This window comes from Flavobacterium cerinum (genome assembly GCF_004028155.1).
GTDB classification, from domain to species: Bacteria; Bacteroidota; Bacteroidia; order Flavobacteriales; family Flavobacteriaceae; genus Flavobacterium; species Flavobacterium cerinum.
Window position 1 is genome coordinate 202,120 of sequence record NZ_SBII01000008.1, and the last position, 13,173, is coordinate 215,292.

General features: G+C 40.8%; 13 protein-coding genes. 9 read left to right on the forward strand and 4 right to left on the reverse strand.

From position 1 onward, the window contains the following. Positions 1–85 precede the first annotated feature (85 nt). Together EPI11_RS12135 and EPI11_RS12140 are read left to right on the forward strand one after the other, a co-directional pair. Complete coding sequence (locus EPI11_RS12135; protein WP_128390243.1) at positions 86–634, forward strand: hypothetical protein; 549 nt, start codon at positions 86–88, stop codon at positions 632–634. Next, entirely contained in the window at positions 618–1,946 is a 1,329-nt protein-coding gene (locus tag EPI11_RS12140) for a phage terminase large subunit (RefSeq protein ID WP_128390244.1), read from the forward strand. Before EPI11_RS12135 ends, EPI11_RS12140 begins: the two co-directional genes overlap by 17 nt. A gap of 238 nt (positions 1,947–2,184) precedes the next feature. Here the strand turns inward: EPI11_RS12140 and EPI11_RS12145 are convergent, their stop codons facing one another. After that, positions 2,185–2,541 (reverse strand): hypothetical protein, encoded by a 357-nt coding sequence (locus EPI11_RS12145; RefSeq protein ID WP_128390245.1) that lies wholly within the window; start codon positions 2,539–2,541, stop codon positions 2,185–2,187. Between the two features lie 100 nt (positions 2,542–2,641). Between EPI11_RS12145 and EPI11_RS12150 the strand changes: the two genes are divergently transcribed. The 6 genes from EPI11_RS12150 (at position 2,642) to EPI11_RS12175 (ending at position 10,524) form a co-directional block, all read left to right on the forward strand. Beyond that, complete coding sequence (locus EPI11_RS12150) at positions 2,642–3,181, forward strand: hypothetical protein (RefSeq protein ID WP_128390246.1); 540 nt, start codon at positions 2,642–2,644, stop codon at positions 3,179–3,181. Between the two features lie 230 nt (positions 3,182–3,411). After that, positions 3,412–3,861, forward strand: coding sequence for a hypothetical protein (locus EPI11_RS12155; protein WP_128390247.1), 450 nt, complete (start codon positions 3,412–3,414; stop codon positions 3,859–3,861). Continuing rightward, positions 3,854–4,303: a hypothetical protein gene (locus tag EPI11_RS12160; RefSeq protein ID WP_128390248.1), complete on the forward strand. Its 450-nt coding sequence runs from the start codon at positions 3,854–3,856 to the stop codon at positions 4,301–4,303. Before EPI11_RS12155 ends, EPI11_RS12160 begins: the two co-directional genes overlap by 8 nt. After that, positions 4,300–5,451, forward strand: coding sequence for a hypothetical protein (locus EPI11_RS12165; protein ID WP_128390249.1), 1,152 nt, complete (start codon positions 4,300–4,302; stop codon positions 5,449–5,451). Before EPI11_RS12160 ends, EPI11_RS12165 begins: the two co-directional genes overlap by 4 nt. A 47-nt stretch (positions 5,452–5,498) precedes the next feature. Further along, positions 5,499–7,736, forward strand: a complete 2,238-nt coding sequence (locus tag EPI11_RS12170) for a hypothetical protein (RefSeq protein ID WP_128390250.1) — start codon at positions 5,499–5,501, stop codon at positions 7,734–7,736. Positions 7,737–7,782: 46 nt separating this feature from the next. After that, positions 7,783–10,524: a coiled-coil domain-containing protein gene (locus tag EPI11_RS12175; RefSeq protein ID WP_128390251.1), complete on the forward strand. Its 2,742-nt coding sequence runs from the start codon at positions 7,783–7,785 to the stop codon at positions 10,522–10,524. 51 nt (positions 10,525–10,575) lie between these two features. Here EPI11_RS12175 and EPI11_RS12180 read toward each other — a convergent pair whose 3' ends face one another. Together EPI11_RS12180 and EPI11_RS12185 are read right to left on the reverse strand one after the other, a co-directional pair. After that, positions 10,576–11,382 (reverse strand): hypothetical protein, encoded by an 807-nt coding sequence (locus EPI11_RS12180; protein WP_128390252.1) that lies wholly within the window; start codon positions 11,380–11,382, stop codon positions 10,576–10,578. A gap of 334 nt (positions 11,383–11,716) precedes the next feature. After that, positions 11,717–12,505 (reverse strand): hypothetical protein, encoded by a 789-nt coding sequence (locus tag EPI11_RS12185; RefSeq protein WP_128390253.1) that lies wholly within the window; start codon positions 12,503–12,505, stop codon positions 11,717–11,719. A 97-nt stretch (positions 12,506–12,602) separates the two neighbouring features. Here EPI11_RS12185 and EPI11_RS12190 point away from each other — a divergent pair, with 97 nt between their 5' ends. Beyond that, entirely contained in the window at positions 12,603–12,848 is a 246-nt protein-coding gene (locus EPI11_RS12190) for a hypothetical protein (protein ID WP_128390254.1), read from the forward strand. Positions 12,849–12,866: 18 nt separating this feature from the next. Here the strand turns inward: EPI11_RS12190 and EPI11_RS12195 are convergent, their stop codons facing one another. Next, positions 12,867–13,172 carry a hypothetical protein gene (locus EPI11_RS12195; protein ID WP_128390255.1) on the reverse strand — a complete coding sequence of 102 codons (306 nt, stop codon included), beginning with the start codon at positions 13,170–13,172 and terminating at the stop codon, positions 12,867–12,869. Position 13,173 lies beyond the last annotated feature (1 nt).

The following is a 13,173-nucleotide window of genomic DNA, read 5'->3' on the forward strand; positions in this document are numbered from 1 at the left end:
TACCTAATTCATTTCAAATCCCCAACCGTAGAGACGTAGCACTTCTACATCTCTCTTCCCCAATATTTCCATCAAACCCTAAAAAATGAAAACCGAAGCATCACCCGCTAAGGGCGCTTCTTTGCATTTACCTGTTACTCCAAAAACCAAACGCGGTGTAAAAACCGAGTATCGCGACGACTTCCCTGTTCAGGCGCACAAAATGTGTCTGCTTGGCGCACTCGACCGTGATCTGGCTACCTTTTTTGGCGTATGCCGGGAAACCATCATCAACTGGAAGAAAAACCATCCTGATTTTAGGGATGCAGTACTGCGCGGTAAAAAAGCAGCAGATATGGAGGTGGCGGCATCACTCTATCAGGCAACGCTGGACAGGGTTATTACCACCCGACAGGCCATAAAATGCAAAGAAATTTACTATGACGAAAAAGGCAAGCGCGTAGAGAAGGAACGCGTGGAGATCGTGGAGGTAGACAAACACATTCCGGCCGACTTTCGCAGTCAGCAATTCTGGCTCAAGAACCGCAACCCCAAAATGTGGAGCGACAAGTACGACGATGACGATGATACTGCCCCAAAAGGCGTAACCCTAAACCTGGGCTCCGGCCTCGACCCTTATGAAGCTGCTGATTAAGCAGGAACACGCCATTTACTTTCTCAAAGACAACGTAACCGAAGAGATATTATATGGCGGAGCGGCAGGCGGCGGCAAAAGTGCCTTGGGCTGTTTATGGCTTATGGAAATGTGCCAGAAACACCCGGGAACACGCTGGCTTATGGGACGGAGTAAGCTTAAAACGCTTCGGGAAACCACGCTCAACACCTTCTTTGAGCTGGCAACGATTTTAAAGCTGGGCGGTCAGTTCAACTACAAAGCGACCGAGCATATTATCTACTGGAAGAATGGCAGTGAGATCATCCTCAAAGACCTGTTCTTATATCCTTCAGATCCTAATTTCGACAGCCTTGGCTCCCTCGAAATAAGCGGCGCTTTTATAGACGAATGCAATCAGGTTGCCTATGCCGCCTGGCAGATCGTAAAATCGCGTATCCGTTACAAGCTGACCGAATTTGGCATTCTTCCTAAAATGCTGGGGAGCTGCAATCCGTCTAAAAACTGGACGTACAAAGAATTCTACAAACCCAGCCGGGATGGCAAGTTACAGCCTTACAGACGTTTCATACAGTCATTGCCGACCGATAATCCGCACCTGCACCCCAGTTACTTACAGTCGCTGCTTCGATTGGACAAAAACAGCCGGGAGCGTTTGTACTTTGGGAATTGGGAGTATGACGATGATCCGGCAACACTGATTGACAACGACAGTATAGCCGACTATTTCAACCCTACCCACCTTTCGCCGGAAGGCATAAAATACATGACCATCGATGTAGCCCGAAAAGGAAAGGACAAAACAGTGTTCAGGATCTGGCACGGATGGCTGTGCATAAAGCGGGAAGACATTTCAAAATCGGGATTGGATGAAGTTGTGGCAAGGGCAAAAGTGCTTCAGGCAAAACACGGTATCGCACTATCGAACATTGTAGCCGATGAAGACGGTGTGGGTGGCGGGGTTGTCGACTTCCTTAAATGCAAAGGCTTTGTAAACAACTCCTCCCCCCTCGAAATGCGTGAAGGGTCAGCGTTTGTAAAACCCAATTACGACAATCTTAAAAGCCAGTGTTCCATAAAAATGGCCGAGATGATCGTGAACCGCCAAACAGGCGAAATTTGCGACAACGCTGCCGTACAGCAAGGTACTGCCGAAGAAATGGAACAGGTAAAACTAAAGGATATCGACAAAGACGGCAGGCAGGGCATAATCCCAAAAGACAGGGTAAAAGAAATGATTGGCCGCTCCCCCGATGAATGGGACAGCATCATGATGCGCTACTGGTTTGCCCTCAGGAAAACATTCAATACCCGAATCAGGGTTGGAAGTTAGTTTATGTCACATCGGCCACACCATCACTACCGTCTTGTCACGCTGAACTTGTCGAAGCGCCACATGGAAGCTAAGGCCTTAAACTTTGTGGCGTAAGCAAATCTGAACTTGAGACGTTAAAAAAGATTTGCTGTTTGAAGCGAAGCAAGTTCAAATGTTTTAGTCGAAAGTCTGGATTTGTAGCCTAAGAAGTTAAGCCTTGAACTTTTGGTTCTTTTGTTTCAAGACAAAAGAATAATTATAAAAATCGTTTATAACCTATAAGCAGTACACCCACAGCTATGGAAACTATTTGAATCAAAAACCAGACAAATCTAATTTGAAAGGTTCCTTCTCCTACAAATGTAAATAGAAGAGCGACCAATAGCGCCACATACAAAAATGAACCTCTTTTCGCATTATCAGCTGCAAATCCTGAGAAAAGTGATGCGTTTAATGAAAATCCAGCCATAAGATATTCGAACAAAATATAAGGATTAAAGCGATCACAAATGTATTCTGCATTGACATAGATAAATAACACATTACAAACATTTGCAATGAGTAATAAGAGCCCTTTATAAAAAAAATGCTTCTTTAGTTGTAAAAATGCCATATTAAGAAAGTATTATATGCTAAAATAAGATTTATTATGTAATCAGTTTTCCTATTCCAATATGTTTTTTTTAACCATAAGACTTTAACCATCAACTAAAATGAAAAACATAACACTAAGGCGCTACACCACCCTGCCCAGCACGCTGGAATATGACAGTATCCTGGAGCACCTCAACCCCTGCAACAGCTTTAGGAATCAACAGATGAACAGTGCCCAGATGCCTTATGCCAATATAAAATACTGCATAAAGCTGCTGCCAAAAATCGATAATTGGCAGGGCATACAGCAACTGTTTGAAATTTGTTTTGATGTAAAAGAAGCAGATTTTTGGAAGGCTCCGGTAACGGAGTTCTTTGCTGCTAAAAAATTTGTGATTACCGAGTTTGAACGCATCATTGAAACCGAGAATAAGCTACTCGCCACACAATATACCGACGGTCATTTATGGCAGATGGCAGGCGCCGATAAGCTAAAGCCTTACAGCGACACGCTTCCGCTATTGCAGTTGGGCAAGCTCTTCGGGCAATACCCGTTCGATCTTGGCCGTAAGCCTTATGGTGAAATATTCAGCCTGCTGGCACAGACCAAAACCCAAAACGAAGTAGAAACCGAATACCAAAAACTGGTTTCAAAGTAACTATTCCAAATGAAGGGTTTGAGTGTAGTCACGCTGAGCCCGTCGAAGCGCCACACTATTAAAAGCAATCAAATAAATTGAAACGCGGATGACGCGGATTTTTCAGTTATGTCACGCTGAGCTTGTCGAAGCGCCTACTGAAATTTCTAATCCGCGTCATCCGCGTTCCGCCTTTGGACCAGAGATTTCTCCATTTCATTCCGGTCGAAATGACAAAAAATCAACAAAAAATGAAAGACATCGTACGCATATTACAGGACATTGCCTTAGATAAAGGCATTACCTACCACTACGGCAAAAAAGCCGCACTCAACTTACTGGACGGCTCTCTCGATCCCGATAAAATATTTTTACTGCACGAGTTTACCAACCGCAAAAGCGAATACAACGACAGCGGCACCATGATTATCGCTGCAAATTATGAAGGCAAGTTCTTCCTTGTAAAACACAGTGACCTCGATCAGCAGTATTTTTCCGAGACCGGCACACCTGAAACGTCAAAATATACCGTGAACATTGAGCCGCTGCTGCAGGTATTCCAAAGTATTGGCAATAGTCTAGCCTGCCTTGGACTCGAAGTTTCGCAATGGGATAACATCGATGTTACCGATGCGCTCGATGCTAACATGGACGGGCTTTTATGCTCTTATAAGCTTCGTATACCGATAAACCATGAGTAAGCTGTCCAAACTGCTTGCATTCGAGTTTGAAGCCCTTAAAAACGAGCTGGTCACCAAATATGACGAAATAAACATTAGGGTATCGGGCAACTGGGCAGAAAATCTGGAGGTAGAAGCATCAAAGGATAGTGTAACATTATGGGGACCTTATTCTCCTGACGGACGTAAACCAGGCAAACAACCGCCCAGCGAAGCTATTGAGCAGTGGCTAAAGGACAAGGGTATCGCCTCCCGATTGGAAAAAGAAATATCCATAACCAGTCTTGCTTATCTTATTGCCCGAAAAATTGGCCGCGAGGGTTGGAAAAGACAAGGCACACCACTGGTAAGGAGTGTAGTAACCCCGGAGCGCATACAGCAGATAATAGACAAAATCAGCGAAGACCAGTTAAACGATTTTACCGCAACCATCTTAACTTATTTTAAAACCACAGCCCTATGATACAATTTGTAAATGCTATTGATGCAGATAGGCTGCGAATGGCCTATAATAACGACATAATCCGGTTTTACAACAACAGCACAGCACCTGCCGTATGGGCAGAGGTAGCCCTTAGAACAGCCGGGGCACAGGAAGACCTTTTCAATGTGCGCCTCTATCCTAACCCTCAGGGTCGATTCTTTGTTAACCTTAAACCTTACATTACGTCCATTATAAATACCCGGAACTTTGAAGACAAGTTGGAAACAAATCTGCGAAGGCAGGCCTTTTCCTCATTTTTATATAGTTTTAGCCTAGGCACTTATCTCAATAAGATCTTACACTTCACAGTTATGCATGCCGACGGAACGTATGCCGATGCTGCCTACAGCCTTTCATGGCTTGCAGGTGTAGAACAGCCGGATGATTATACCCGTTTGGCAGCCAATCAGGCTATTGTGCTCTCGCCTTTTAGAAGAGATACAGCAAACCACCATTATTTAAAATATTGGCAGGGCTATCCCTTTGACATGGCTTTTTATACCGGAAGCATAAACTTTATCACGCTTCACAATGAAACGAACGGACTTGGACAGCAATTGAGCGGCCTGAGTGTTGTAAACCGTTTATTTTTTTCTGACGGGCGTACCGATGAAACTCTGGAATCATTCCTGCCACTGGTAGAAGGTTTTAACAAACTGCGATTGGGCACAGGAGCACTTCAAAAAGATATTGTATTGGAAAAGATTCCTTACAAATGCGGTGTATACTTAAAATGGCTTAACCGTTACGGAGGCTACAGCTACTGGCTTTTTGAAGACACCTACTCCATAGACAGAAACATAAAACAACTGGGCGAGCTGGAACGCGATAACGAGAATGTAGAAACCACTTTTGGGCGTACTATTCAAATTGGCAAAGAGTCTCAGGATACCATGAAAATTATAGCCGAACTGCTTACCGAAGACGAAAGGCGCATTGTAGAAGGCATTATAGACAGCCCGAAGATCTATCTCTTTACCGGTAAACCTCTATCGCGCAACAGTGCTAACGACTGGGTAGAAGTTGTTCTTAAAACTTCGGGCACCCGCATTAAAAACCCAAAACAGCCTTTAACAAACTTTACTTTTGATATTGAGCTGCCACTGCGCTATACTCAAACTTTATAGTCTTTGGATTCTGGGTATTCCTTAAAATATTTCTTCAAAACCTACAAATGGCATTACTACTCTACATAAACGGGCAGCTAACCGATCTGGATGCCGGACAGGTTATTGCCCAAACCAAACAGGTAAACGACCTGAACAGCCTGGAGAACAGGCAGGCCAGTTATACCAATAAATTCAAATTGCCCAAAACGGCAAATAACATAAGGATAATGGATTTTCTTACCCTTACCGGAAATACCTCAAACATACCCTATCAAAAAAACGAATGCAGTTTGTATAGTGATACAGGTGAATGTTTTGTGTATAACGGATGGGCAGTAGTGACCGATGGCGGTGACGATTATGAGGTAGTGGTATACGATGGCATCATAAACCTGTATAAAACTATCGAAAACAAAACACTGGCCGATCTTGGCCTGAATGAACTTAAGCACGAGAAAAATATAAACGAAATAATAAAAACATGGATAAACGGAGGTATTTACCCCTATAAATATATCCTGGCCGATTTTAATGGGAAAAGCGGATATGTTGAAGGCACACTCCCTTCTATAAATATCGATTACCTGATTCCGGCGGTTAAGGTGCCCTGGCTGTTTAGCAAAATATTCAGTTCTAATAACGCTTATTATTCCGGGAAAGTTTTTGAATCGCAGGATTTTAAGAACCTCTGGATGACCTACCCTGTAGGTATAAAAACTATAGAAAACGAAGACCTGCTGTTTGAAAGCTCGAAATACAGCTTTATAGGGGAGTCTAAACAGCCCTATCCTTATGTACGTAAGTTTTTTGCAAAGTACATTGAAACAGACGAATATAGTGGTGGGATAGGAAACAGCAGCAATATCCACCTTATTGTACCCGAAACCGCAAAATACAGGCTCGAAATTTCCGGAAAACTAAATACACGAAAATATTTATATGACAATCAGGGTAATTCTCCGGGTACCATACCTACATCATGCAGCATCATTGTAGGCAAAAACGCCCAGTCTAAATCGCCTTTAACCGTTATTGCAACAGAAACCCTTGTAACCGGACAGGCATCAAATACATCTTTCAGCAAATCTGTTTTTCTTACACTTAACAAAAACGACTCCATCTGCCTGGTTATAGCTGCAGAAGAGGAAAATTCCCGTCAAATGTTTAACATAGATTCGGGGAGTACATTAACCGTTAAGCTCTCAAAAGTAGAGACTGGAGTGTTCGACTTTGATATGGCTTTCAGCGATTTTAGCATGCGCGACTTTTTAAACGAAATTATACATCGTTTTGGGCTGACCATGTACAAAGACCCTTATACCAACAGTTACACGTTTTTAACGCTCAGGGAATTGCTTGAAGAATCGGAGATCGTGAACTGGAGCGATAAATTTGCAAAAAGAACCTCCGAAAACTATTTGTATGGCAACTACGCCCAGCAAAACTGGCTGCGCTATAACTACAACGAAAAAGAGAGTACCCACAACGATGCGTTTATACCTGTTGGCAACATAAACCTTGGCCTGAGCCGTGACATCATTAAGTCTAAAATATACAGCCCCGAAAAACAACAGGTAGATTATCTTAACCGAAAAACTAATGTATACAAGTTTTGGAATAAAGAAACAGATGTAGATCCAGAGACCAACGAGCAGACCATAAGCTATAAAGCACTGGACAAGAGGTACTATTTTATACGGGAAGAAAAAAGGGAAGGCATTATCATGCTTAAATCTGACCTTTTGAACGAAGCCGTGCCGTATAACTCTTATTTTTCTGAATCGTTTGCAGGACTGTCCTTTAAGGACATTATAAACAGTTACTACACGCCCATACAAAAAATACTCAACAAAGCCTGTGTAGTTTCTGCCGATCTGTTTTTAAAAGATACCGACGTTATAAATTTCGACTTTAAGAAACGGTATTATATAGAACAGCTGGGAGGCAATTTTATAATGAATAAAATAAACAATTATATTCCCGGTAAACCTGTAAAATGCGAAATGATTAGGGTTCAGAATCAGGTTCCGCAAATAGCAACGGGTATAAAAATTAAAAAAGTTATTGTTAGCCTGTTCACCGTCAGGGTGTTTTTTGAGCTCAGTAACCCGGCAAACGTTGTTATTTTTGAGTACGGAAAAAATGACGCCTGGACTGCCCTGCCCATACCTGCTGCAACAAACCCCTGGACACAGCAATTTACCGAAGGAGAGTATTCTATACAACTAAGACTCGCGGCAAATGAAGTATCGAATAAGGTAACCATAACAATACCTTCTACACAGACCCTCTTATTTTCGTAACACACTACCAAAGCCATAAAGACTTCAAAATTTAAAAGCTAATACAATGGCAAAAAACATAGTAATTGCAAATCTCGACCTTAACACTTCATCTTTAGTAAAAAGTGCCGCCGAAACAGCTAAAGCAATAGAAAACTTAAAAGAACAACAGGAAAAACTTGTTAGAAAGGGCAAAGAAGCCACAGACCAGTTTGTTGCAAATGCTGCCGGACTCAAACAGCTCGAAACAGCCCATCGATCGCAAATCGCAGCAATAGCATCACAAATAAGCGAAGACGGCAAACTTATATCGGTAAAAAAGGCCGTGAAAGAAGCTGTAAAAGAAGTAAACAATAGCGAGAACGATTATATAAAAAACAATCAGCAATTAATTGCTCTTAAAAAAGACCTGAACAGCAATGATAAAGATTATGAAAAAAGGCTGGCAGCCATAAACAGCAAGCTGCTCGAAAACAACAATTGGCTACAGGAAAATGGAACAGAGCATGTAAAGCTTACCGCTACCATGAGCGATTTTAAAAATCAAATCAAAGATGGTATAGATACCCTTAATGTTTTTGGCGGAGGCTTTAGCGGGCTAACTGCGAATATTAAAGAAGCCGGAGGCCTGGGTGCTGTGGTAAAAAATGGTTTTGGCGGTATAGCAGGTGGTATTGGCGGCATGACTAAAGCTGCCTGGGGCTTTGTTGCTAACCCTATTGGAGCAATAATTACGGCTTTAGTAAAGGCTGTAGAAATAGGAATGGCAGTATTTAAAAATTTTGCACCAGTAGTAGAAAAAGTGGAACAGGTAATGGCCGCTGTAGGTGCAGTGGTAGAAACCGTTACAAATGCCTTTATAGGCTTGTTTAACGGCGATGGAGGCAGTTTCTTTTCCAGCATTACAACAGGCGCAGCAGAAGCGGCAAATGCTGCTATGGATCTTAAAAAATCGCTACAGGAACTTGCAAAAGAAATGGAGCTACAGGAAATAAAAAACGATGAAGCCGCAAAAAGTATTGAGGGGTATATGGATAAAGTAAATGACCAAACCCTGTCTGAAAAAGAAAGAATTACTGTGCTAGAGGAAGCCAATAAAATTGAAAAAGAAAACTATAACCAGCGAAAAGCCATAGCCGATAAAGAGTATGCCAATGCGGTTAAGCAAATAGCGACCGGAAAGAACCTTACAAAAAAAGAACTTGAAGACCTGTCAGAAAAGGGTTTTGCTTATGCACAGCAACTGGCAGAAAGAAAGAGCATTAGCAAAGAAGAATTAGAAATGCTCAAGAAAACTCAGCTGGAACGTTCTAAAATTACCAATGAAGAAAAAGGGATGGTCGAAAAACAAACCCAGGCATTAGAGAAAATACAGAAAGATACCGCTGCAAAGCTTCAGGCCGAAAAAGACAAACGCGATGCCGCAGAAGAAAAAAGAAAGGAAAGAGAAGAACAAAGAAGGCAAAAAGAACAGCAGATAATGCAGGATGCCATAGAGAAGCAAAAACTGCAGCTGAGCCTTTTTATAGAACAGCAGGGCATTAAGGCAAGATCGATGCAGGAAGAACTGGAACTGGCAGAAAAATTGGCAGAAAGGAAAAAGGCCATTGCCCTCGCAGAATACAATGCCACTAAAAAAACAGCTAACGATAAATTAACACTCGATATAGCCAACCAGGCAATAGCAAACGAACTGGCACAAGCCAATGCAAATGCCGCCGTTGCAAATGCCGAGAAAGAACTAAAAGCTTTTATTGCTGCAAACCAAAGCAAACTAAAAGAGGGCCAGTTTTTATCGGATGCATTATATAAACAGGAAAAAGAAAGACTTAATAAGATTGCGGCAGAGGAGATAGAAATACAGCGAAAATTATTAATTACTCACGATTTAACACAAGAAGAATTTGACTCTAAAAAGAAAAATATTGATGCTGCCAATCTGGAAGCTCAAAAACAGTTAACCGCAGCAAGAGATGAGTCAGACATGGCAAGACAGGCTATAGACCTCGAAAACAAAAGAGCCGCCGATACGGCCAATATGGAGTATGACCTTGAGTTCCAACAACAGGCGCTTGATTTAAGACGGGCACAGGAACTTGCCGATGCCGATAAAACGGGTGCCGATAAAAACCTTATCAACGAAAAGTACAACAAACTGGAAAAAGATGCCCAAACGGCAGTAATGAACAACAAGCTCGATCTTGCCTCTTCTACCTTTGGTAGTCTTGCCACTATTATGGGGAAAGAAAGTGCTGCAGGCAAAGCAATGGCAGTAGCACAGGCAACGATAGATACGTATAAGTCGGCGGTATCTGCTTATTCTGCCATGTCTGCAATTCCCGTTGTAGGGCCTGCACTGGGAGCTGTGGCAGCCGCAGCCGCTGTAGCCGCGGGTATTGCCAACGTAAAAAAGATAACGGCTACTAAACCACCTAAGGCTGAAAAAGGAGCATTATTTAACATAGGCGGTAACAGGCACAGCGCAGGAGGCACCCTGTTTACCGGAGCCGACGGTACCCAGTTTGAAGCCGAACGCGGCGAACTTATAGGGGTTATGAACCGAAACGCGGCAAGTCATTTCATGGCGTTTAATAATGCTTTCCCGGCAGGAGGATCGTCTGCACCAAACTATTTTGCAAGCGGTGGTATCGTATCACGCGAAATTGCACAGCAAGGTATGAATATGGACGAACTTGCCCTAAAAATAGCCGAAGCCAACCGTGCTATCCCTGCACCTGTAGTTGCAGTACAGGATATTATTAACCAGGGCAACAGCTATGTAAAAGTGAGAGAGGCCGCTAATTTTTAAAACAAAAAGGCTCAGCAATTGCTGAGCCTTATATAAAATTATAAGCTAGTCTTATTTAGTAACTAAACAGCCAAACATTCCATAAAAACAGTCATTATCGCTTACTACATTGTCAAAAATATAAATGCGTGTATCTGTCATTTTATTATCAATCAACAAATTAACATCTTTTAAAGTAAGTTCAAATGTGGCAGTATAACGAAACCCACGATCACCATCAGGAGAAACTTCAATAACCACTTCTGGTTTATCAATACGTTTGTTGTTTTCCAGTAAAATAATAACACCTTTTTTTCCTAAATATTCTTCCTTATTATAATCGCTAATACTCATATAGTATTTTGCACCGGCACCTTTTTTTATTTTTGTAAATGTCTTTAAATAAAGTAATTCTGTAGTGTAAATAGTTTCACCGGTAAACTTATCTTTTTTCTCCGTTATGAAATCGCAATACAAATCGGTAGGAAGTTTAAGCCCTCCAATAACCTCAAAATAAAAATCATGTTTTAAATAACTAAGATAGCTGTAATATATAGTTTCTCCTTTAGTTTCGTCTACGAGTGTTAGCCTTGCTTTGCCCTTACGTTCAGGATCAGCGTCAACAGCAGTTACCTTAAATACTCGTCCTACTAATCCTCCTGCAGGAGTTACACTAAAGTACACTTTCTCTCTTAAATAGCTATCACGCATTTTGGGATCAGAATAAAAATACTCATAACCTTCCCCCTTTTTATTCTCCTTCAAAGGTTTCACTTTAAGTTCTTTTCCAAGAAGTAGTTCAGGTCTTTTCTCTGGGAAATTCTGCGCAATAGCACTTAAACTCAACAATAAGGCGAATACTACAATAATTTTTTTCATGGTGTATAATTAATTGATTAATAAGTCAAAAATATAAAAAATACCATAACTATTTTATGGCATTTAATAATGCTTTCCCGGCAGGCGGATCGTCAGCACCAAACTATTTTGCAAGCGATGGTATCGTTTCGCGTGAAATTGCACAACAGGGCATGAACATGGACGAGCTTGCCCTAAAAATAACCGAAGCCAACCGTGCTATCCCTGCCCCCGTTGTAGCGGTACAGGATATTATTAACCAGGGCAACAGTTATGTAAAAGTGGGAGAGACTGCTAATTTTCAAACCAAAAAGGCTCAGCAATTGCTGAGCCTTTATAAAATTGTAAACTGTTATTATTTCGTGATAAGGCAGTCAAGCATTCCTTTAAGCATTCCGCTAAGTTTAATTTCACTATCAAACTTAATTACCCTAACATCTGTTATTTCACTATCAATTAATACATTAATTTCTTTCAATGATAATTCAAATGTTGATGTATATATAAAACTCCCTGCACGATTTGTAGTTACTTCTACAACAGACTCAGGCTTATCAATACGTTTATTGTTTTTTAGCAATACTATTGCCCCTTTGCCAGCAACCTGTTCTTTACCGAGTGCTTTAACTTGCATATAATATTTGGCAGCTGCACCATTTTTAACTTTATAAAAAAAGACACCTTCGGTATTGGATGTAGTAAATGTACTTTTACCGCTAAATTTATCGGTTTTTTCATCAATATAATCACAATAAAAATCTGCAGGATACTTTATTCCTCCGACAACTGTAAATGGGTAATAATACTCTGAAGAACTATTATACTTAAAATATAATATCTCGTCTTTATCATCCTTAAGTGTTAGTTTTGATAACTCCGCACTTTCTGTTTTTTCGACATTTTCTACTTTAAACTGACGCCCAAAAATAGCTTCAGCCTTGGTTTCAAAGCTAGTTTGCTCATAAATATTTTTCAATTTTGGATCAGTATAAAAACCTACATAACCAAGGGATGAGGCAATCCCCGATAATGCTTTTACTTTAACTTCTTTTCCAAGAAGTAATTCAGGTCTTTTACCTGGGAAATCCTGCGCAATAGCGCTTAAACTCAACAATAAGGCGAATACTACAATAATTTTTTTCATGGCTTATAATAATTTGATTAATAAATAATTTGAAGGCCAAATATAATAAAAATCTTATAGGAAGATATATACTCCAATATTTTTTAAATACACTATAATGAACCATTTACAGGACATTTTAACCGGCTGGAAAAACTACCTCGATAAAAGCGAAATAACCGAAGCCGCTGCAAAGCAGAGAGCTGCAATTTGTATAGCCTGCCCACATATCAAACACGGCAAATTGCTCGCTTTTGTAAAAGATACCCTTAAAGAAGTAGAAGGAAATTATTGCGGTAAATGCAGTTGCCCGTTATCGGCAAAAATACGCTCGAACGATATTTGCCCTGAAAATAAATGGTAGATTATCCCCAGAAAAAAGCTATTTATCTGAATTCCGCCATACATCAAAATTTGTGCTGGTATTTGGTTTTGGATGTCTCTTTTTATAATCTTCAACCTCATCTGCTTCAAGGTCTGCAAGATCATCCTCATAATTTTTTAAGTTCTTAACCATTTGTTTATGAGCATGCACATAAGGATTTTCACGGTAAGGATCGGTATTTTTTTTCTTTTTAGCTTTAGGGTTTTGCTTGTTACCAATGTAAGTGGTTAAAAAACCAAGGCACATTAATAAAAATACAATCCCTATAAGTATAAGAGTTACGTTATTGATAAAATATTTCATA

Bases quoted from the DNA above. Each gene is read 5' to 3' on its own strand.
- EPI11_RS12135 (WP_128390243.1), top strand. From the start codon at position 86: ATGAAAACCGAAGCATCACCCGCTAAGGGCGCTTCTTTGCATTTACCT.
- EPI11_RS12140 (WP_128390244.1), top strand. From the start codon at position 618: ATGAAGCTGCTGATTAAGCAGGAACACGCCATTTACTTTCTCAAAGAC.
- EPI11_RS12145 (WP_128390245.1), bottom strand. From the start codon at position 2,541: ATGGCATTTTTACAACTAAAGAAGCATTTTTTTTATAAAGGGCTCTTA.
- EPI11_RS12150 (WP_128390246.1), top strand. From the start codon at position 2,642: ATGAAAAACATAACACTAAGGCGCTACACCACCCTGCCCAGCACGCTG.
- EPI11_RS12155 (WP_128390247.1), top strand. From the start codon at position 3,412: ATGAAAGACATCGTACGCATATTACAGGACATTGCCTTAGATAAAGGC.
- EPI11_RS12160 (WP_128390248.1), top strand. From the start codon at position 3,854: ATGAGTAAGCTGTCCAAACTGCTTGCATTCGAGTTTGAAGCCCTTAAA.
- EPI11_RS12165 (WP_128390249.1), top strand. From the start codon at position 4,300: ATGATACAATTTGTAAATGCTATTGATGCAGATAGGCTGCGAATGGCC.
- EPI11_RS12170 (WP_128390250.1), top strand. From the start codon at position 5,499: ATGGCATTACTACTCTACATAAACGGGCAGCTAACCGATCTGGATGCC.
- EPI11_RS12175 (WP_128390251.1), top strand. From the start codon at position 7,783: ATGGCAAAAAACATAGTAATTGCAAATCTCGACCTTAACACTTCATCT.
- EPI11_RS12180 (WP_128390252.1), bottom strand. From the start codon at position 11,382: ATGAAAAAAATTATTGTAGTATTCGCCTTATTGTTGAGTTTAAGTGCT.
- EPI11_RS12185 (WP_128390253.1), bottom strand. From the start codon at position 12,505: ATGAAAAAAATTATTGTAGTATTCGCCTTATTGTTGAGTTTAAGCGCT.
- EPI11_RS12190 (WP_128390254.1), top strand. From the start codon at position 12,603: ATGAACCATTTACAGGACATTTTAACCGGCTGGAAAAACTACCTCGAT.
- EPI11_RS12195 (WP_128390255.1), bottom strand. From the start codon at position 13,172: ATGAAATATTTTATCAATAACGTAACTCTTATACTTATAGGGATTGTA.